The 19,536-nt window shown below is 72.7% G+C and carries 15 protein-coding genes; 7 read left to right on the plus strand and 8 right to left on the minus strand.

Annotated elements, in window-relative coordinates:
• Positions 1-83 precede the first annotated feature (83 nt).
• Positions 84-938 (plus strand): hypothetical protein, encoded by an 855-nt coding sequence (locus tag ACZ68P_RS04055; protein WP_471002157.1) that lies wholly within the window; start codon positions 84-86, stop codon positions 936-938.
• A gap of 3 nt (positions 939-941) precedes the next feature.
• On the opposite strand, the gene ACZ68P_RS04060 is transcribed toward ACZ68P_RS04055, so the two are convergent.
• The 3 genes from ACZ68P_RS04060 to ACZ68P_RS04070 form a co-directional block, all read right to left on the minus strand.
• Positions 942-2,096, minus strand: a complete 1,155-nt coding sequence (locus tag ACZ68P_RS04060; RefSeq protein ID WP_471002160.1) for a serine hydrolase domain-containing protein — start codon at positions 2,094-2,096, stop codon at positions 942-944.
• Between the two features lie 93 nt (positions 2,097-2,189).
• Complete coding sequence (locus tag ACZ68P_RS04065) at positions 2,190-2,657, minus strand: NUDIX hydrolase (protein ID WP_471002163.1); 468 nt, start codon at positions 2,655-2,657, stop codon at positions 2,190-2,192.
• Positions 2,658-2,693: 36 nt separating this feature from the next.
• Positions 2,694-3,263 carry an HPP family protein gene (locus ACZ68P_RS04070; protein ID WP_471002166.1) on the minus strand — a complete coding sequence of 190 codons (570 nt, stop codon included), beginning with the start codon at positions 3,261-3,263 and terminating at the stop codon, positions 2,694-2,696.
• 149 nt (positions 3,264-3,412) lie between these two features.
• Here ACZ68P_RS04070 and ACZ68P_RS04075 point away from each other — a divergent pair, with 149 nt between their 5' ends.
• The 5 genes from ACZ68P_RS04075 to pepN all read left to right on the plus strand — a co-directional run bounded on the left by ACZ68P_RS04075 (position 3,413) and on the right by pepN (position 12,763).
• Complete coding sequence (locus tag ACZ68P_RS04075; protein WP_471002169.1) at positions 3,413-3,955, plus strand: CGNR zinc finger domain-containing protein; 543 nt, start codon at positions 3,413-3,415, stop codon at positions 3,953-3,955.
• 198 nt (positions 3,956-4,153) lie between these two features.
• Entirely contained in the window at positions 4,154-7,474 is a 3,321-nt protein-coding gene (locus ACZ68P_RS04080) for a S8 family serine peptidase (RefSeq protein WP_471002171.1), read from the plus strand.
• 160 nt (positions 7,475-7,634) lie between these two features.
• A complete protein-coding gene (locus ACZ68P_RS04085) occupies positions 7,635-8,651 on the plus strand; it encodes an aspartate-semialdehyde dehydrogenase (RefSeq protein WP_471002174.1) in 1,017 nt (338 codons plus the stop codon).
• 214 nt (positions 8,652-8,865) lie between these two features.
• Positions 8,866-10,134, plus strand: a complete 1,269-nt coding sequence (locus ACZ68P_RS04090; protein WP_471002177.1) for a TerD family protein — start codon at positions 8,866-8,868, stop codon at positions 10,132-10,134.
• 52 nt (positions 10,135-10,186) lie between these two features.
• Positions 10,187-12,763: an aminopeptidase N gene (gene pepN / locus ACZ68P_RS04095; RefSeq protein WP_471002180.1), complete on the plus strand. Its 2,577-nt coding sequence runs from the start codon at positions 10,187-10,189 to the stop codon at positions 12,761-12,763.
• A 79-nt stretch (positions 12,764-12,842) separates the two neighbouring features.
• Here the strand turns inward: pepN and ACZ68P_RS04100 are convergent, their stop codons facing one another.
• The 5 genes from ACZ68P_RS04100 to ACZ68P_RS04120 all read right to left on the minus strand — a co-directional run bounded on the left by ACZ68P_RS04100 (position 12,843) and on the right by ACZ68P_RS04120 (position 18,784).
• Positions 12,843-14,579, minus strand: a complete 1,737-nt coding sequence (locus tag ACZ68P_RS04100) for an FG-GAP-like repeat-containing protein (RefSeq protein ID WP_471002183.1) — start codon at positions 14,577-14,579, stop codon at positions 12,843-12,845.
• Positions 14,580-14,733: 154 nt separating this feature from the next.
• Positions 14,734-15,867 carry an allantoicase gene (alc, locus tag ACZ68P_RS04105; RefSeq protein ID WP_471002185.1) on the minus strand — a complete coding sequence of 378 codons (1,134 nt, stop codon included), beginning with the start codon at positions 15,865-15,867 and terminating at the stop codon, positions 14,734-14,736.
• 58 nt (positions 15,868-15,925) lie between these two features.
• Positions 15,926-16,846 (minus strand): LysR substrate-binding domain-containing protein, encoded by a 921-nt coding sequence (locus tag ACZ68P_RS04110; RefSeq protein WP_471002188.1) that lies wholly within the window; start codon positions 16,844-16,846, stop codon positions 15,926-15,928.
• Positions 16,847-16,856: 10 nt separating this feature from the next.
• Entirely contained in the window at positions 16,857-17,813 is a 957-nt protein-coding gene (locus tag ACZ68P_RS04115) for a DMT family transporter (RefSeq protein WP_471002191.1), read from the minus strand.
• Positions 17,814-17,839: 26 nt separating this feature from the next.
• Complete coding sequence (locus ACZ68P_RS04120) at positions 17,840-18,784, minus strand: EamA family transporter (protein WP_471002194.1); 945 nt, start codon at positions 18,782-18,784, stop codon at positions 17,840-17,842.
• A gap of 197 nt (positions 18,785-18,981) precedes the next feature.
• Between ACZ68P_RS04120 and ACZ68P_RS04125 the strand changes: the two genes are divergently transcribed.
• Complete coding sequence (locus ACZ68P_RS04125; RefSeq protein ID WP_471002197.1) at positions 18,982-19,494, plus strand: MarR family winged helix-turn-helix transcriptional regulator; 513 nt, start codon at positions 18,982-18,984, stop codon at positions 19,492-19,494.
• Positions 19,495-19,536 lie beyond the last annotated feature (42 nt).

Consider the following 19,536-nt stretch of genomic DNA (forward strand, 5'->3'; position numbering starts at 1 on the left):
TACTTTAGGGCGAGCTTGTCCCTAAATGTCGACGGCCTTGTAACAGCGGTTAGCGGACGGTCCGGCGGCGGAAGACCCCCGGCATGAACCACAACACCCCCATCACCCCCCGCCCCCTCCCCCTCACCGGCCACGACCGGCTCCAGGAGGCGCTGCGGTACGCCCGGCACCGCGGCTGCCTGCCGCCCCAGACGCCCGAGGCGATGATCACCGGGCTCGCCGCGCTCGCGCTGCACCGCTTCGACTCCGCTCCCCCGCTGCCCTCCGTCGACCGGATCGACGTGCTGGTGCCCCGCACCCGCCGGCTGCGCTCCACCGCCTCGGTGCGGGTCGTGCGCACCCAGGAGCTCCCCGCGCCGCTGGAGATCGACGCGGTGCCCGTGGCGCCGGTCGCCCGGGCGCTCGCCGACGCGGTCGCCGCCATGAGCGACCCGGCGGAGGTACGCCTGCTGCTCACCGAGGCGGTACGCGGCGGGCACTGCGAACCGGGCACGGTGGTCAGGGAGTTGAACCGGGAGCGGCTGCTGACCCGGCCCCATGTGGTGGACGCGGTGGATTCGCTGCTCGCCGAGGGCCGGTCCCTCGCCGAGGAGCGTCTCTACGAGATGGTGCGGGAGTTCGCGCTGCCCGACCCGCTGTGGAACGTGGACCTGCGCCTGCCCGGCGGCCCGCACCTGGGCGGTCTCGACGCCTACTGGCCGGACCAGGCGGTGGCGGTGGAGCTGGACACCCGGGCGCCGCGGCAGGACGACGACGCGCTGTGGTCGGAGTACACCCGCAAGCGCGAGCACCTGGAGCGGCTGGGGATCACGGTGGTCCATATCACTCCCCGCAAGCTGCGGGAGGCGATGGACCAGCAGGCCACCGTCATCCGCACGGCCCTGATGGCCGCCTCGGACCGGCAGCCCGCCGCCTACGTCGTCGTCCTGCCCCGTTAGCGGCTACTTCTTCGGCGGGGTGCCGCAGAACTCGGCCTCGACGACCGCCTGGCTGTCACCCGTCCAGTCGGCGTTCAGGTTCAGGGCGAGCGAGTGCGTGCCGTCCCGCGTGACGTGGGCCTCGGACACGGAGCCGTGGATGCCTCCGCCGTGGCCCCAGATCTCCTTGTCGCAGCTGAGCTTCTGCCGCATCAGCCCGAGTCCGTACGCCATGCCCGGCGCCTCGGCGCCGACCGCCACGGCGTCCGTCATCTCGCGCAGTTCGGCCTTCGGCAGCAGCTTGCCCCTGAGCAGGGCACGGTAGAAGGTCTGCAGGTCGTTGGAGTCGGAGATCATCTCACCCGCCGCGTAGGCGAGGGACGGGTTCAGCTCGGTGACGTCGTGGACCGTCGTGGCGTCGGGATCGATCGAGAGCGTCGAGTAGGCGCGTGAACTCGGCTGGGGCATCGTGGCCCTCGTGCCGGGGACGCTGGTGGCGCGCAGCTTCAGCGGCTTGAGGATCCGCCGCTCGACCTCCTTTCCGTACGGACGGCCGGTCGCCTTCTCCACCACCATGCCGGCCAGGACGTAGTTGGTATTGGAGTAGTTCCAGGCGGTACCGGGGGCGAAGTCCGGCGCGTGGTTCATGGCGACGGCGACGAGCTGCCGGGGGGTCCAGGTGTCGTAGCGGTGCTCGAGGAAGGCCGGGCCGAAGACCTTCTCCTGGAAGCCCGGGTCGCTGGTGACGCTGTAGACGCCGCTGGTGTGGTTGAGGAGCTGACGGACGGTGATCTTCCGGCCGTCGTGGCCGTTGCCGCGGACGACGCCGGGCAGCCACTTCTCGACGGTGTCGTCGAGGTCGAGGCGGCCCTCCGCCTGGAGCTGGAGGAGGACCGTGGCGACGAACGTCTTGGTGATGGAGCCGACCCGGTAGCGGTCCTGACCCCCGCGCTCCCCGGCCGTGCCCGTCCAGCCGGCCCGTCCGACACGGGCCTGGGCAACGGCTCCGGGCACTCCCGCCTCGGCCGCCGCGTCCAGGGCCTGCTGTGTGGCGGCGTGCCGGTCCCGCTGCTGGGGGCTCGTGGCCGCGGCGGCGGGCGCCGCGAGCGCGGTGGCGGTGAGCGCGGCCACGGCGGTGGCCGCGAGGACGGTGCGGGTGGTGGTGCGTATGACTGACATGTGCGGGGCTCCCCTGGTGTGTGTGCTGCGGTCGGGGGAGGGGACCGCGGGACGCACGGGAGGGTTGAGCGGGCCGGGACGGTTGAGCGGGTTTCAGCCGTTCCCGGGACCGGTGAGCCGGGAGCGTCCGACCGGGGGGCGTTCCCGCCACAAGTCCAGTCCGATGTCGACCAGTTCGACGCGGACGAGGCCGGGAACGTCGGTGAGGGGGTGCCAGGCGGCGAGGTCGGTGGAGCCGCCGGTCTCGTGGCGCAGGGAGCCGCCGGTGACGCGGGCCTCGTAGAGGATCCGCAGCCCCTGGAAGTCGCCGGGCCCGGCGAGTCGGCGCGACCAGGACCGGCGGATCGAGTCGATGCCGAGGAGGGCCGTGGGTTCCGTGAGGTACCCGGTCTCCTCCTCGACCTCCCGGACGACAGTCTGGACCGGCTCCTCGCCGTGGTCCATGCCGCCGCCGGGCAGAGTCCACTTCCTGCTGCCGTCGCCGGCCACCCAGCGGGCGAGCAGGATCTCCTCGTCACGGACGCACACGGCGTAGGCCGCCACCCTCAACTCCGTCTTCATACGGCGAGGTTAGAGGGGGCGGGGGCGGTGGAGGGGTCAGAACCAGTACGTCGGATAGGCGCGCCCTGAGACGCGGGCGCCGACCACGCCGACGGCGACGAGGAGGAGGGCGGCGAGGGCGAGAAGGGCGAGGAAGAGGAGGAAGGGAGGGTCCTGGAGGGCGACGATCACGGCGGTCGCCGCGGCGGGCGAGTGCGGTGTGCGGGCCAGCATCATCACGCCGAGCGCGAGGCCGCCGGCGACGGCGGCGCCCCAGATGCCGGGGCCGGCGACGGCGAGGACGGCGAAGCCGGTCAGCGCGGAGAAGAGCTGGCCGCCGACGACCGAGCGCGGCTGGGAGAGCGGCAGGTCGGGCGCGCCGGCCACGAGGGCCATGCTCGCGGCGAGCGGGGGGATGAGCAGGGGCTCGTGCAGGACGGCGCCGACGGCGACGAGGACGAGGAGCGCGGTGACGCTGACGGCGGTGGCCAGGGCGACCACCCGCACCCGGGGCCGGGCGGGCGGCCGGGGGCGGGCGGGAGCGGGGGCCGGGACGGCGGGGGACGCGGCGGGATCGGGGGCCGGAACGGAGGCCGAGGCGGAGCCGGAGGGCGGGGCAGTCGTCATGAAGGGTCCTGGGTCAGGGGCGGATTGGCCGTGACGGGCTCCCGCGACGCCGGGGGTAACCCCTCACTGAGACTTTAGGGGTTAGTCCGGGCGAGCGTCAACCGGTCACGTACCCTTGAGGGGTTAGCTCGACGAGGAAGGTGCCCGCCATGACCGCTTCGGATCCCCGGCCGCTCATCGGTGAGCCGGTCTCCCTCGACCTGCTCAACACCCGCTGGAACGAGGACGGGGTACGCCAGGACCTGCTCACCGGCACCGAAGGGCTCGCGATCTGGCTCGCGGCCAACGGGCTCGGCGACCGCTTCCGCGCCGACGCGGCCACCCTGCGGCACACGCTGGCCGCCCGCGACGCCCTCGCCGGGCTCGTGGACCGTCCCGGCGACCCCGCCGCGACCGCCCGCGTCGACGCCGTCCTCGACCACGGCCGGATCCGCGCCACCCTCACCCCGGAAGGGCCGGGCGAGGAGGCCGAATTCGAGGAGGCCGCCTGGGGCCCCGGCTGGACGGCCGCCCGCGACTACCTCGACCTGCTGCGCGCCGCCCCCGACCGCATCCGGGCCTGCGCCCACGAGGCCTGCATCCTGCACTTCTTCGACACCTCCCGGAACGGCACCCGGCGGTGGTGCTCCATGGCGATCTGCGGAAACCGGGCCAAGGCATCGCGGCACTATGCTCGTACAAAAGACAACTAGTCCCCCTACCGGGGTCGGCAACTCGCCCCGGTTCAGGGCGATTCATCCCTCGTGGCGCATGTCCCGCAGTGGCGGATGTGCGCCACCAGCGCATCCCGCCACCGGTTAGCTCTCCCCAAACCCCTGTGCGGTACGAAAGGCTGAGCGGTCATCCGGTACCGAAATCCGGACCCTCTTCTTTCACAACCAGGGATGTAAATGACCACCCCCGAAACTCAGAGCTCCATACCCGGGCGCTCGACCTCCGGGCACAGACGTGCGGCGCGCATCGCCGCCGCCGCCGGACTGGTGACCGCGCTCATCGCGGCCGGCGCTGCTCCGGTCCTGGCCGCCGAGGACCCGGCGACCACTCCCCCGGTCAAGGCCTCCGACTCCGCGGACAAGCTCGGCGCGACCGACGCCCAGCGGCTGTCCGAGGCCGAGGCCACCGGCGAGAAGAACGTCACCCTCCTCGTCGCCACCGCCCCCGGCGCCACCGAGCAGGTCGCGGGCCAGCTCGACGCCGTCCCGGGCGCCTCGGTCGGACGGCAGGACGACAAGCTCGGCTACGTCCGCGCCACCCTGCCGACCGGCAAGGCGGACGCCGCCATCACGGCGGCCACCAAGCTCTCCTCCGTCCAGTCGATCGACCTCCAGGCCGAGATCAAGCTGGACGACCCGACCCCCGACGCGGGCACCACGGGCGCCGTCGAGGGCACGACCGTCACCACGACGTACCCGGCCCCCGGCAAGAACACCCCGGCGAAGAACCCGTACAACCCGTCCCACGAGACGGGCGCGGTCGAGTTCGTCGAGGACAACCCCAAGGCCGACGGCCGCGGCGTGACCATCGGCATCCTCGACTCCGGTGTCGACCTCGGTCACCCGGCGCTGCAGAAGACCACCACCGGCGAGCGCAAGATCGTCGACTGGGTCACCGCCACCGACCCGCTGACCGAGGGCGACGCCACCTGGCGCGCCCAGAACGCCCCGGTCACCGGCCCCGTCTTCACCGCCTCGGCGCAGTCCTGGAAGGCGCCCGAGGGCTCCTACCAGTTCAGCCGCTTCACCGAGTCGATCACCGCGGGCGGCGACCCGGCCGGTGACATCAACCGCGACGGCGACACCACCGACGTCTTCGGCATGCTGTACGACCCGGCCGCCGGCACCGTCCGCGTGGACACCGACCAGAACAACGACTTCACGGACAACGCGCCGATGAAGCCGTACAAGGACGGGTACCAGGTCGGCTACTTCGGTACCGACAACCCGGCCACCGGCGTCGTCGAGAAGACCCCCTTCGTCGTGGAGATCCGCAAGGACGTCGCGATGGACCCGCTCGGCGGGACCTGGGTCGGCCAGAAGCGCGACTTCGTCAACATCGGCATCGTCGAGTCCTCGCACGGCACGCACGTCGCCGGCATCACCGCCGCGCACAGCCTCTTCGGCGGCAGGATGAACGGCGCCGCCCCCGGCGCGAAGATCGTCTCCTCGCGGGCCTGCACCTGGACCGGCGGCTGCACCAACACCGCGCTGACCGAGGGCATGACCGACCTCGTCGTCAACCGCGGCGTCGACATCGTCAACATGTCGATCGGCGGCCTGCCCGCGCAGAACGACGGCGACAACGTCCGCTCCCGCCTCTACACCCGTCTGATCGACGAGTACGGCGTGCAGCTGGTCATCTCGGCCGGCAACTCCGGCCCGGGCATCAACACGATCGGCGACCCCGGCCTGGCCGACAAGGTCGTCTCGGTCGGCGCGGCCATCTCCAAGGAGACCTGGGCCGCCAACTACGGCTCGGCCGTCACCAAGTCGTACGCCATGTTCCCCTTCTCCTCGCGCGGCCCGCGTGAGGACGGCGGCTTCACCCCGACCATCACCGGTCCGGGCTCGGCCGTGAACACCATCCCGACCTGGCAGGACGGGGCGGGCGTTCCCGAGTCCGGCTACGTGCTGCCCGCGGGCTACGGGATGCTCAACGGCACCTCGATGTCCTCCCCGCAGGTCGCCGGCGCGAGCGCGCTGCTGCTCTCCGCCGCGAAGCAGAAGCGCATCGAGCTCGACCCGCTGACCCTGCGCACGGCGCTCACCTCGACCGCCGAGCGGATCCCCGGTGTCGCCGCGCACGAGCAGGGCTCGGGCCGCATCGACATCGAGGACGCCTGGGACTCGATCGAGGACGGCGCCACGGCGCACGCCTACAAGGTCGAGGCCCCGGTCGACACCGCGATCTTCCCGGCCCCGCACACCGGCACCGGTGTGTACGACCGTGAGGGCGGCCTCAAGACGGGCCAGAAGAAGACGTACAACGTCACCGTCACCCGTACCTCGGGCCCGGCGTGGGGCGTGCGTCACGAGCTGAACTGGAAGTACAACGACGGCACCTTCCGGGCCGCCACCGCGTACGACCACATCACACTGCCGCTGAACAAGCCGGTGACCGTGAAGGTCGAGGCGCTGCCGCGCACGGCCGGCGTCCACAGCGCCATCCTGGAGCTGGACGACGAGCGCACCGAGGGCGTGGACAAGCAGATCCTGTCCACCGTCGTCGTCGCGAGCGACCTGGCCGCCCCCGGTTACGGCTTCGCCGCCGCCGGCTCGGTCCAGCGCAACAGCCACAAGTCGTACTTCGTGAACGTGCCGGAGGGCGCCAAGACCCTGGAGGTCGCCATCGGCGGTCTCAAGGAGAAGAGCCAGACCCGGTTCATCGCGATCCACCCGTACGGCGTGGCCATCGAGTCGACCGCCTCCAACGTGTGCTACCCGCACTACAACCCGGGCAACGGCTGCCGTGCGGACCTCCGCTCGTACGCCAACCCGACGCCGGGCGTCTGGGAGATCGAGGTCGAGGCGCGCCGCACCTCGCCCGACCTCGACAACCCGTACAAGCTGGACGTCTCGGTGCTGGGCGCCGACTTCGACCCGGCCGTGCAGACCGTCGCCGAGGCGAAGGTCGGCACCCCGGCCGCCGTCGAGTGGAAGGTCACCAACAAGTTCGCCGCGATCGACGGCCGGCTGAAGGGCGGCTCGCTGGGCTCGGCCAAGGTCGAGACCCCCACCATCGGGCACCACGAGCAGCAGACCAGGACCGTCACCATCGGTGAGGGCGTGGAGCGGCTCGACGTGGCCATCGGCAACACCTCCGACAAGGCCGCCGACCTCGACCTGACCGTCCTCCTGAACGGCGTGCAGGTCGGCCAGGCGGCGGACGGCGACTCGGAGGAGGCCGTCTCGCTGGTCAAGCCGGCGCCGGGCACCTACACGATCGTGATCGACGGGTACTCGGTCCAGGCGGAGGGTGGCACGACCTTCGACTACAAGGACGTCTACTACTCGGCCTCGCTCGGCAGCGTCCAGGTCGACGCGGCCCAGCAGGTCAAGCTGGCGAACGGCGCGAGCGCCCAGGCCGGCGCCTCGGTGCTGGTCGCCGGTGCCGCGCCCGAGGGCCGGCAGTTCTTCGGCGAGGTCCAGCTGGTGAACGCGCGCGGCACGGTCGCGGGCTCCGGCAGCGTCGTGATCGGCAAGGTCACGCCGTAACAACCGGTGAAACCCCGCTGAGCGGGTAGGAGGGCGGGCGCCGGAACCGGCGTCCGCCCTTCGTATGTCCCGACCCTTGGACAATGGATTGGACAAGGCGCCCGGTGCCATACGCATCATGGACCGGCAGCACCCTGCACAAACGTACGGAGGAGTCCCCGTGAAGGTCGGAATCGTCGGAGCCACCGGTCAGGTCGGCACAGTCATGCGCAGGATCCTGGCCGAGCGGAACTTCCCGCTCGACGAGCTGCGGCTCTTCGCCTCCTCCCGCTCCGCCGGCACGGTCCTCGACGGGGTCACCGTCGAGGACGCGTCCACCGCCGACTACACCGGCCTGGACATCGTGCTCTTCTCCGCCGGTGGCGCGACCTCCAAGGCGCTCGCCGAGAAGGTCGCCTCCCAGGGCGCGGTCGTGATCGACAACTCCTCCGCCTGGCGGCGCGACCCCGAGGTCCCGCTGGTCGTCTCCGAGGTCAACCCGCACGCGATCAAGGACCGCCCCAAGGGGATCATCGCCAACCCGAACTGCACCACGATGGCCGCGATGCCGGTCCTCAAGCCGCTCCACCAGGAGGCCGGCCTGGCCGCCCTCGTCGCCACCACCTACCAGGCCGTCTCCGGCTCGGGCGTGGCCGGTGTCGCCGAGCTGGACGGCCAGGTCAAGGCCGTCGTCGACCGCGCCACCGAGCTCACCCACGACGGCGAGGCCGTCTCGTACCCCGAGCCCGGCGTCTACAAGCGCCCCATCGCCTTCAACGTCCTGCCGCTCGCGGGCAACCTCGTCGACGACGGCTCGCACGAGACCGACGAGGAGCAGAAGCTCCGCAACGAGTCCCGCAAGATCCTGGAGATCCCGGAGCTCAAGGTCTCCGGCACCTGCGTCCGGGTCCCGGTCTTCTCCGGCCACTCCCTCCAGGTGAACGCCCGCTTCGACCGTCCGATCAGCGTCGAGCGCGCCTACGAGCTGCTGAAGGACGCCGAGGGCGTCGAGCTCTCGGAGATCCCGACCCCGCTGCAGGCGGCCGGCAAGGACGCGTCGTACGTCGGCCGCATCCGCGTGGACGAGACCGTCGAGAACGGACTGGCGCTCTTCGTCTCCAACGACAACCTCCGCAAGGGTGCCGCGCTGAACGCGGTGCAGATCGCGGAGCTGGTGGCGGCCGAGCTGAAGGGCTGACCCCCACCGCCGTACGCGAGGGGCGGCCGTCCGGGAGGACGGCCGCCCCTCCGGCGTTCCCCGGCCACCGTCCGGCGGTCGCCGTTCCCTGGCCACCGATCCCCCTGGCCACCGGTTCCCGGTCGCCGTCCGGCGGTCGCCGTTCCCTGGTCACCGTCCGGCGGGATTCGGACAACGCGTTCGGACCCGGGGCGTCCGGTGACAGGATCCGACCATGACCCACATACCGAAGGGTGCCGCCGTCCCGGTGCCCACCCGGGCCCTCCAGGTCGCCGTCGCCTGGCGGACCGGACACGGCGTGCCTGACGTGGACGTGTCGGCGCTGCTGCTGGACGCGGCCGGGCGGGTGCGGGGCGACGCCGACCTCGTCTTCTACAACCACGGCGAGCACCCTTCGGGCGCCGTACGGCACCTGGGCCGGTCGGCGCCGGGCGAGCCGGGTTCGATGGCGGCCGACTGGCTGTGGCTCGACCTGGCACGGCTGGAGCCGGCCGTCGCCCGCGTGGTGATCGCCGCCTCGGCGGACGGGGGCGCGTTCGGCCGGGTCCCGTCCCCGGATCTCCGGATCACGGACACGACGGGCGCCCCGGCGGCGTACTTCGCCTTCGGGGAGGCGACGACGGAGACGGCGTTCGTCGTCGGCGAGTTCCACCGGCGGGATGGCGACTGGACGTTCCATGCCGTGGGCCGGGGCTACGGCTCGGGCCTGGCGGGTCTGGCGACGGAGTTCGGCATCGTGGTCGAGGCCCCGCCGGCCCCCATCCCGGGCCCCGGGTACGTCCCCCCGGCCCGCTTCACGGCCCCGGGGCACCTCCCGGCGGGCACCGGCCCCGACCCGGGGTACGGCCGGTCGACGGCCACGCTCTTCGCGCCGGGCACTCCGCCCGCCCACGCCGTCCCCGCCACCGCCCTCCTCGATCCGTCCCCGGACGGCTTCCGGCCCTCCGTCCACCAGGGCCGGGGCAAGGAGACCGTGGTCTGCGACCCCGCCCTCCCGCCGGGGTGGGCGCTCCTGGAGATCATGTCGTACCACTCCCTCTCGACCACCATCGAGTCCTGCGACGCGCACGGCCGGGCCGAGGGCTTCCTGCTCACGGCCTACGAGGACGACGTCCACGCCCGGACCGTGGCCGTCGTCCCCCGCGGCCGGCCGCTGACCCTGCGGGTCGAGGCCGACACGCCCTGGACCCTGCGGGTCCTGCCGCTGGCCCGGGCCCGCCGTTTCGACAGCCAGATCGAGGGCGTCGCCCACGATCTCGTCGTCTACGACGGGCCGGCCGCCGTCCTCGACTTCGTCCACGACGGCCAGTCCCCCTTCACCGTCCACCGGCACACCCCGCCGCTCGAGCCCGCCTACGACGCGGAGGACCAGGAGCTCCTCGTCGACCGGACCGGCGAGGTGCGGGTGAGCGCGGCCGTGTCCGGCCCCGGGCTGCTGCGGATCGGCGCTGACGGGCCGTGGAAATGCTCGGTGCGCCGCTGAGGTACGCCGTGGAAGGATGAGCCAAACGTCACGAAACCGAGGAGTTGACCGGGTGCCTGGCACAAACCTGACCCGTGAAGAGGCGCAGCAGCGGGCAAAGCTGCTGACCGTGGACGCGTACGAGGTCGAACTGGACCTCTCCGGTGCGCAGGAGGGCGGCACCTACCGGTCCGTCACCACCGTCCGCTTCGATTCCGCCGAGGCCGGCGCGGAGACCTTCATCGACCTCGTCGCCCCCGCCGTGCACGAGGTCGTGCTGAACGGCCACGCGCTCGACGTCGCCGCGGTCTTCCGGGACTCGCGCATCGCGCTGGCCCATCTCCACCAGGGTCCGAACGAGCTGAAGGTCGTCGCCGACTGCGCGTACACCAACACCGGGGAGGGCCTGCACCGGTTCGTCGACCCGGTCGACGACCAGGCGTACCTGTACACGCAGTTCGAGGTGCCGGACGCCCGCCGCGTCTTCGCCTCCTTCGAGCAGCCGGACCTCAAGGCGACCTTCCAGTTCACCGTGAAGGCGCCGAGCGGCTGGACGGTGATCTCGAACTCGCCGACGCCGGAGCCCAAGGACGACCTGTGGGTCTTCGAGCCCACGCCGCGGATCTCGACGTACATCACGGCCCTCATCGTCGGCCCGTACCACGCGGTGCACTCCTCCTACGAGAAGGACGGGCAGACGGTCCCGCTCGGCATCTACTGCCGTCCCTCGCTGGCCGAGTACCTCGACGCGGACCACATCTTCGACGTCACGCGCCAGGGCTTCGACTGGTTCCAGGAGAAGTTCGCGTACGACTACCCCTTCGCGAAGTACGACCAGCTCTTCGTGCCGGAGTTCAACGCGGGCGCGATGGAGAACGCGGGCGCGGTCACCATCCGCGACCAGTACGTCTTCCGCTCGAAGGTGACGGACGCGGCGTACGAGCGCCGGGCCGAGACGATCCTGCACGAGCTCGCGCACATGTGGTTCGGCGACCTGGTCACCATGGAGTGGTGGAACGACCTGTGGCTGAACGAGTCGTTCGCCACCTTTACCTCGGTTGCCTGCCAGGCCTCCGTGGAGGGCACCCGCTGGCCGCACGCCTGGACCACCTTCGCCAACGCGGAGAAGACCTGGGCGTACCGCCAGGACCAGCTGCCGTCCACGCACCCGATCATGGCCGAGATCAACGATCTCGAGGACGTGCTGGTCAACTTCGACGGCATCACGTACGCCAAGGGTGCCAGCGTGCTGAAGCAGCTGGTCGCGTACGTCGGCGAGGAGGAGTTCTTCAAGGGCGTCCAGGCGTACTTCAAGGCGCACGCCTTCGGCAACACGCGCCTGTCCGACCTGCTCGGCGCCCTGGAGGAGACCTCGAGGCGTGACCTCAAGGCCTGGTCGAAGGCGTGGCTGGAGACGGCCGGCATCAACATCCTCCGCCCGGTCGTCGAGACCGGCGAGGACGGTGTCATCACGTCGTTCGCCGTCCGGCAGGAGGCTCCGGCGCTGCCCGCGGGCGCCAAGGGCGAGTCGATCCTGCGCCCGCACCGGATCGCGATCGGCTTCTACGACCTGGACGCGTCCGGCAAGCTGGTGCGGACCGAGCGGGTCGAGCTGGACGTCACCGCGACCGAGCTGACGCCCGTCCCGCAGCTGGAGGGCAAGGCCCGTCCGGCGGTCGTGCTGCTCAACGACGACGACCTGTCGTACGCCAAGATCCGGCTGGACGAGGTGTCGCTGCGGAACGTCACGGAGCACCTCGGGGACTTCACCGAGTCGCTGCCGCGCGCGCTGTGCTGGTCCTCGGCCTGGGACATGACCCGTGACGGCGAGCTGGCCACCCGGGACTACCTGGAGCTGGTGCTCTCCGGCATCGGCAAGGAGTCCGACATCGGCGTCGTCCAGTCGCTCCAGGGGCAGGCGAAGGCGGCTCTGGAGCTGTACGCGGCTCCGGAGTGGCGTGAGACGGGCCTGAACCGCTGGACCGAGGCGACGCTGGCGCACCTGCGGGCGGCCGAGCCGGGCAGCGACCACCAGCTGGCCTGGGCGCGGGCGTTCGCCGCGGCAGCCCGCACGCCGCAGCAGCTTGACCTGCTCGCCGCGCTCCTCGAGGGCAACGAGTCGATCGAGGGCCTGGCCGTCGACACCGAGCTGCGCTGGGCGTTCGTGCAGCGCCTCGCGGCGACCGGGGTCTACGACGAGCCGGAGATCGCCGGCGAGCTGGAGCGCGACCGGACGGCGGCGGGCGAGCGCCACGCGGCGACCGCCCGGGCGGCGCGTCCGTCGGAGACGGCGAAGGCCGAGGCGTGGGCGTCGGTCGTCGAGTCCGACAAGCTGGCGAACGCCGTACAGGAGGCGGTGATCGGCGGCTTCGTCCAGACCGACCAGCGCGAGCTGCTCGCTCCGTACACGGAGAAGTACTTCGCCTCGATCAAGGGTGTGGCGGAGACGCGCAGCCACGAGATGATCCAGCAGATCGTGGTGGGGCTCTACCCGACGATCCAGGTCTCCCAGGAGACCCTGGACGCCACCGACGCGTGGATCGCGGAGAACGACCCGGCTCCGGCGCTGCGCCGCCTGGTGACCGAGTCCCGCGCGGGTGTGGAGCGCGCCCTGAGGGCACAGGCGGCGGACGCGGCCGCCGCGCGCTAGCCGCAAGCGCGCGAAGGGGCCCCGACTCCGGTCGGGGCCCCTTCGCGTGATGCCGGCCGCGCGCGGACGCGGTCGGGGGTCAGCCCAGCGACCGCATCCACTGCCAGCCGCCGGTGCCGATGGTGACCGGCGCCCCGAGGCCCGTGACCGCGCCGGTCGTGCCGGCCGTGCCGGGCAGGAACTCCAGGTTCTCGGCCGTGCCCGCGGTGCGGGTGGTCCACAGGTCGGGGGTGCCGTCGCCGTTCACGTCCCCCGCCGAGACCGCGAGCCGACGGTCGGCGACCGTCCACGGCCCTCCGTCGAGCGCCCGGGGCGTGCCGAGGGGCTGGGTGCCCTGGCCCGCGTAGTGCCTGACCGTCCCCGTGGCCCGGTCACGGCCCCAGACGTCGGCCCGGCCGTCGTGGTCGGCGTCGCCGGGCAGGAGCACGTCGTGTCCGGCCCACTCGGGCTCGCCGATCCTGAGGGCGGCGCGGGGCGCGAAGCCGGGCTTGCCGTCGACGGCGGGCGCGCCGCGGTGCAGCCACAGGCCGGTGGTGCTGCGGGCGAGGACGTCCGGCAGGCCGTCACCGTCGAAGTCCCCGGCGCTCACCGGGGTGGTGCCCGACCAGCCGGTGGGCCGGCCGCCCATGGCGATACGGGTGCCGAGCTCGCCGCTTCCGGTGGTGGGGTAGACCCAGAGGTCGTCGCCGATGCGGGCGACCACGTCCTCGCGGCCGTCGCCGGTCCAGTCGCCGCGGTGGCTGACGACGGCGTCGCCCCAGCCTCCGGTGCCGATCCGGCGCTGGACGCCGATCCGGCCGTCGCCGGTGCCGGAGTAGAGGCGCAGGTCGCCGTCGTCCTTGACCGCCAGGAAGTCGGGCCGGCCGTCGCCGGTCAGGTCCCCGGGGACGCCGGAGCCCGCACGGGGTTCGGGGTGGGCGGCCGCCCGCAGGAGCAGGTGGTCGGAGAGCGGGGCCGTGCCGGCGGGCTCGGGCTCGAAGGCGTCGGCCCGCACGGTGTGGAAGTCCCCGGCGGTGAGGAAGACGTGGTCGAACTTCTTGCCCGAGGCGACGGTGGCCTCGCCCGACTCGCACTCACCGGCGCCGGCGTCGAGGCACTGCTGGGTGAAGTGGTCGCGGTCGTTCTCGTCCGCCTCGGCGAACCGGCCGGTGCCGGGCAGTCCGGCGCGCACGGGGTCGAGGGCCGCGTAGACGGGGCCGGCGTTGAAGTCGCCGCCGAGGATCACGGGGAGGCCGGCGGCCCAGGTGTCGATGTGGGCCAGGGCCTGGGCGGAGCCGTTGTCCGGCTGGATGTACTGCGCCAGGTGGGTCGTGCACGCCAGGGTCGTGCGTCCGTCCACGGGGCCGCGGGCGCAGAGGACCGCACGGGGCTCCTCTCCGGCCGGGACGGTCAGGGCGGCGACGTACCGCTCGACCGCGGGCGCCTTGACGAAGACGCCGAGCCCGAAGCGGTCGTCGCCGCTGGAGGACCACTTGGCGCAGCCGGGCGTGGTGGTGGTGCTCGTCCATACGGCGCTGTAGCCGGGCAGGGCGTCACGGAGCGAGGCCCACTGGCCGACGCACAGCTCCTGGAGCATGACGGTGTCGGCGTCCCACGAGGTGACCTGGTCGCGGAGCTTGGCGGTCCAGGTGGGCAGGTCGAGCGCGCTCTGGCAGGTGTAGCCGCCGCAGACGTTGTAGGTCAGGGTGCGCACGGGCGGCGCGGTGGCCGGGTCGACGGTGTCGGCCGCGGCCGACGTCACCGTGCCGGTGAGGAGCGCGAGGGCGGCGGTGAGCCCGACTCCCCAGCGCAGCAGCGTTCTTCGCAGGTGTTGCATGGTTCGTTTCCCCCCAGGGGTCGGCAGGTCCGGTCAGCCTAGTGATCACCCGGCCGGGTTCGTGGAGGCGTGGGGTCCGCCCGGTGGGCGGGCGTCGGCGCGCGGCCGCCCACCGGGCGGAGAGGGGGCGCCGGCCGGAGGCCGGGCGGTCGGGTCAGCCGCTCAGCTCCTGGTGGCGGCGGCGCAGTGCGGCCGCGCCCTGCTCCGTGAACGTGCCGTGCAGGCGCATCCGGGCGACGCCGCCGTCCGGGAAGGCGTCGAGGCGGACGTGGGTGACGACGGCCTGCGCGGGGAGGGCGAAGCGGTGCGGGGTGTCGGGCTGCAGACGGGTCCGGGGGATGATCTCGAACCACTCGCCGGTCTCGCCGTCGCGGCCCTGGAGGGCGATCCAGCCCGCCGAGTTGCCCTTGAGGTAGGCGGTGTCGATCTCCACGGCGCGGACCGCGCCCTGGGCGGCGAGCCGGAAGCGGACCCAGTCGTGGGTGCCGCGGACGCGGCGGCGCCGGTTCTCCCAGCCGTCGTCCATCTTGCGGGAGGTACCGGGCAGGATGATCTGCGTGGGCGAGGAGTAGAACCTGTCGGACGCGTCCTCGTACGTCCCTCCGTTGAGTACGGAGAGGAGGTCGAGGGTGCCGAGGAGCTCCAGCCATTCGGGGTCGGGCACGACCTCGCCGTGGACGCGGAGGCGGGCGATGCCGCCGTCGGGGTGCTGGCAGAGGCGGACGTGCGTGAAGCGCCGTTCGCCGCTGATCTCGAAGCCGTTGGCGGCGTGGCCGCGGACGGGGGTGGGCGGGACGATCTCCTCCCACTTCACGTCGTCGGCGAGGAGCTGTTCGGGGCCGGGCGAGCCGTGGACGGCGGTGGCCTGGACGGAGACCCGCTGAGGGTAGTTGCCCCGGAAGTGGGCGGTGTCGACGACGATCCCGCGGATGACGCCGGGGGCGCCGAGGCGGACGATCGCCCAGTCATGGTCGTCGGGGGCGGGGAAGACGTTCCCGGCGTCGGCGCCGCGGCGGCGGCGGGTCTCCCAGCCGTCCATGCTCTTGCCCTTGTGGCCGAAGCGCTCCGGGTCGAAGACGGCGCGCTCGCGGACGAGGAGGTTCTCGCGCTCGGCGAAGAACTCGTCGTTGGCGGCGACGACACCGGCGCCGAGGCGGCGGTCGGCCAGGTCGACCAGCTCGGTGAAGGGGAAGTCACCGGCGCGGTAGTCGGCGTACGGGTCGCCAGTGCCGTAGGGGGCGGCGTCGTTGGCGTGCGGGTCCTGGTCCTGGTGCGTCTCGAAGGTCATGTCCCGACCTTCCCGCGCACGCAGCCCCGGGTCCATCGAATGTTTGCGACGGTCCTGTTCAGTTCTGCTGAACGGTTTCGCGGGCGGCCGCCGCCTGCCGCAGGGCGGCGAGGACACGGGCGACCGCGGGCCCCCGCTCCGCGCCGCGCCGTACCGCTGCGACGACGTGACGGCGCGGCTGGTCGGCGGAGAGGACCCGCATCACGACGCCGGAGCGGCGTTCGGCGGAGGCCATGCGGGGCACCAGGGCGACGCCCATGCCGGCCTCCACCATGGCGAGGATCGCGGTCCAGCCCGAGGCGCTGTGGGCCTGTTCGGGGACGAACCCGGCGGCCTCGCAGGCGGTGGTGGTGATCTCGGACCAGGGGCCGGACCCGCCGAAGATCCAGGGTTCGGCGGACAGGTCGGCGAGGCGCAGCCCGGGGGCCCGGGCGAGCCGGTGCGCGCTGGGCAGGGCGACGTCGAGGGGGTCGGCGAGGAGGGTGACCCGGCTGAACTTGGGGTCGCGGGCGGAGGGCGCGTGGGCGGCGAGGGAGAGCGCCAGGCCGACCTCTCCGGCGGTGAGCAGTTCGTACGCCTCCGCCGCCTCGGCCTCGCGGACGCGGATGCCGAGGCCGGGGTGGGCGGCCCGCAGGTGCCGCACGGCGGGGACGACGAGCGCGGGCACGGCCGTCGGGAAGGCCGCCACCCGCACCTCGCCGGCCTCGCCGCGCAGATAGCCGTCGAGTTCGGCGTCGGCGCGTTCCAGTTGGGCGAAGACGGCCTCGGCGTGGCGCAGGACGAGGTGCGCGGCGTCGGTGAGCCGGACCCGGCGGCCGTGTGCCTCCAGGAGCGTGACGCCGAGTTGCCGGGCGAGGTTGGTGAGCTGCTGGGAGACGGCCGAGGGGGTCATGAGCAGTGCCTCCGCGGTGGCGGTGACGGTGCCGCGGTCTCGGAGGGTGCGGAGGATATGGAGCTTCTTGATGTCCCACTCGGTCATGGGGCGCAACCTATCGGGCGGTTCGCTTCCCCCGGGCCGAGGCCAGGGCCACTCCGCCCAGGATGAGGGCCGTGCAGGCGGCGCCGAGGACGCCGAGCTCCTCGCCGAGGAGGACGGCGGAGAGCAGGGCCACGCAGACCGGCTGGAGGTAGTAGACGACTCCGGCGCGGGCGGCGCCGATCAGGGCGATGGCCTTGTTCCAGGCGAAGAAGGCGACGGCGGAGGAGAGGACGCCGACGTAGACCAGGGGCCCGACGGTGGCGACGGTGGGGTCGAAGCCGCCCTGGACGGCGAGGCTGATCCCGTGGGCGGGGAGCAGCATCAGGGCGCCGAGCGCGAAGGTGGTGAAGAGGAAGGCGAGTCCGCCGAGTTCGGCGGGGCGGCGCTTGAGCAGGGCGCTGTACGAGGCGAAGCTGACGGCGGCGGCGAGCATCCACAGGTCGCCCGCCGCGACGGTGGTGGGGAGCGCGCCCTCGCCGACGAGGAGCAGTACGCCGGCGCAGGCGATCAGCATGCCGGTGACGCGCCGGGCGCCGAGGCGGGCGCCGCCGATCCGTTCGTACAGCGCCATCAGGACCGGCGAGGCGGCCATGATCATGCCCATGTTGCCGGCGGAGGTGGTCAGTCCGGCCTGGTTGACCAGGGTGTTGTAGACGCTCACGCCCAGCAGTGCGGCGAGGGTGACGAAGCCGAGGTGGTGGCGGATCAGCCGACGCTGCCGCCAGGCCTCGCGGGCCGCGAAGGGGGCGACGGCGAGGAGGGCGACGATCCAGCGCCAGAACGCGGCCTGGACGGGCGGGACGGAGTCGTGCAGGGCGCGGGAGGCGACGAAGCTGCCGGACCAGACGACCGTGGCGACGAGCGCCAGGAGAACGCCGAGGCCGGCTCCCCGCGTGAGGTTCCTCGCGGTGGCCGGTTCGTCGGTCGTCGTTCTCGGGGCGGTACGGACGCGGTCCAGGAGTGCCACGGGTGGCCTTTCTGTCGGGGAAGGCCCTACCGTCGCACCCTCGAACCCTCCAGGTCCATCGAAAGTTTTTGACACTTCCTTTCAGTTGTACTGAAAGGTGTGGCCGCTCGGGCGGGGGCCCGGAGGGTGAGCTGGCCGGCCAGGGTGGCGCCGAAGGCGATCGCCATGCCGAGGAGCTGCACCGGACCGAGCGCCTGGCCGAGCGCCGCCCAGCCGATGACGGCGGCAGTGATCGGCGAGAGCACGCCGAGGAGGGTGACCGAGGAGGCGGTCAGCCGCTCGACGCCGCGGAACCACAGGAAGTAGGAGACGGCGGTGTTGCCGAACCCGAGGTAGGCGTAGCCGAGCAGGTTCGTGGAGTCCAGGGCAGGCGGCGCGCCCTCGGCCAGGAACGCGAGGGGCAGGATGACCAGGCCGCCCGCGGTGAGCTGCCAGCCGGTCAGGGCGAGCGCGCCCACCCCTTCGGGCCGGCCCCAGCGCTTGGTGAGGACCGTCCCCGCGGACATCGAGAGGGCGGAGAGGAGGCCGGCCAGCACGCCGACCGGATCGAGGGCGGCCCCGGCGCGGAGGACGACGAGGCTGACCCCGAAGGCCGCCGCGACCGCGGTCAGCAGGGACCGTACGGTGGGTCGGTCCCCGAGGAGGACGGCGGCCAGGCCGACGACGAAGAGCGGCCCGACCGAGGCGACGACGGCGGCGACGCCGCCGGGCAGCCGGTACGCGGCGAGGAAGAGCAGCGGGAAGAAGGCGCCGATGTTGAGGCCGCCGAGGACCGCGGACTTCCACCACCACGCCCCTTGGGGCAGCTTCCGGGTGAGTGCGAGGAGCAGCAGCCCGGCCGGCAGGGCCCGCATGAGGCCCGTGAAGAGCGGCCGGTCGGCCGGCAGGAACTCGGTGGTGACGGCATAGGTGGAGCCCCAGGAGATCGGGGCGAGTGCGGTCAGGGCGATGACGGCGGCCTTGCGGGACATGACGGGGTCCCCCCAGTTCGGAATGCGTGGCCGGAGTGGCTTGGCAGTAAGTAGCTTATCGCTAAGCTACTTACAGGCAAGCGACTTCGTGAGGAACGCGTTGCCTTGCGGGTAGCTTTCTTGTCGGTCACTTGCTCGCGAGTGACTCTCCTGCGCTCGGACAGCCTGCCGAGCCGTCACGGAAGGACACTGCGGACATGGAGACCCCCGTCCCCGGCACACCCGACGCCGTCGACGCCATCACCGACCAGTGGGCCGCCGTCCGCCCAGACCTCGACACCCAGCCGATGGCCGTCTTCGGGCGGATCTACCGCCTCTCCCACGCCATGCGGAGCCGGGTCGACAAGGCGTACGCGCCCTATGGCATGGCGCTCGGGGAGTTCGACGTCCTGGCGACGCTCCGCCGTTCGGGAGCGCCGTACACGCTCTCGCCGCGGGAGCTCACGGCGACGCTGATGATCACCACGGGAGGGATGACGGGGCGCCTGGACAAGCTCGAGAAGGCCGGGCTGCTCAGCCGCAGCCCCGACCCGAACGACCGGCGCGGACTGCGGGTGACTCTCAGCGACCGCGGGCGCGAGCTGGTGGACCAGGCGGTGGGCGCCGGACTCGACCAGCAGCGGACGGCTCTGGAGGCCGCGCTCACGCCCGAGGAGGCGGAGCAGCTGGCGGGCCTGCTGCGCAGGCTGCTGGCGACGACGGCCGTGTGAGGCCGCGCGACGCGCCTGACCGGGGAACGCACACGAGGGCGC

It is taken from the genome of Streptomyces sp. NPDC036822 (genome assembly GCF_055609145.1).

Excerpts from the sequence above, each read along its gene's own strand:
- ACZ68P_RS04055 (WP_471002157.1), top strand. The coding sequence starts at position 84 with ATGAACCACAACACCCCCATCACCCCCCGCCCCCTCCCCCTCACCGGC.
- ACZ68P_RS04060 (WP_471002160.1), bottom strand. The coding sequence starts at position 2,096 with ATGTCAGTCATACGCACCACCACCCGCACCGTCCTCGCGGCCACCGCC.
- ACZ68P_RS04065 (WP_471002163.1), bottom strand. The coding sequence starts at position 2,657 with ATGAAGACGGAGTTGAGGGTGGCGGCCTACGCCGTGTGCGTCCGTGAC.
- ACZ68P_RS04070 (WP_471002166.1), bottom strand. The coding sequence starts at position 3,263 with ATGACGACTGCCCCGCCCTCCGGCTCCGCCTCGGCCTCCGTTCCGGCC.
- ACZ68P_RS04075 (WP_471002169.1), top strand. The coding sequence starts at position 3,413 with ATGACCGCTTCGGATCCCCGGCCGCTCATCGGTGAGCCGGTCTCCCTC.
- ACZ68P_RS04080 (WP_471002171.1), top strand. The coding sequence starts at position 4,154 with ATGACCACCCCCGAAACTCAGAGCTCCATACCCGGGCGCTCGACCTCC.
- ACZ68P_RS04090 (WP_471002177.1), top strand. The coding sequence starts at position 8,866 with ATGACCCACATACCGAAGGGTGCCGCCGTCCCGGTGCCCACCCGGGCC.
- ACZ68P_RS04100 (WP_471002183.1), bottom strand. The coding sequence starts at position 14,579 with ATGCAACACCTGCGAAGAACGCTGCTGCGCTGGGGAGTCGGGCTCACC.
- alc (WP_471002185.1), bottom strand. The coding sequence starts at position 15,867 with ATGACCTTCGAGACGCACCAGGACCAGGACCCGCACGCCAACGACGCC.
- ACZ68P_RS04110 (WP_471002188.1), bottom strand. The coding sequence starts at position 16,846 with ATGACCGAGTGGGACATCAAGAAGCTCCATATCCTCCGCACCCTCCGA.
- ACZ68P_RS04120 (WP_471002194.1), bottom strand. The coding sequence starts at position 18,784 with ATGTCCCGCAAGGCCGCCGTCATCGCCCTGACCGCACTCGCCCCGATC.
- ACZ68P_RS04125 (WP_471002197.1), top strand. The coding sequence starts at position 18,982 with ATGGAGACCCCCGTCCCCGGCACACCCGACGCCGTCGACGCCATCACC.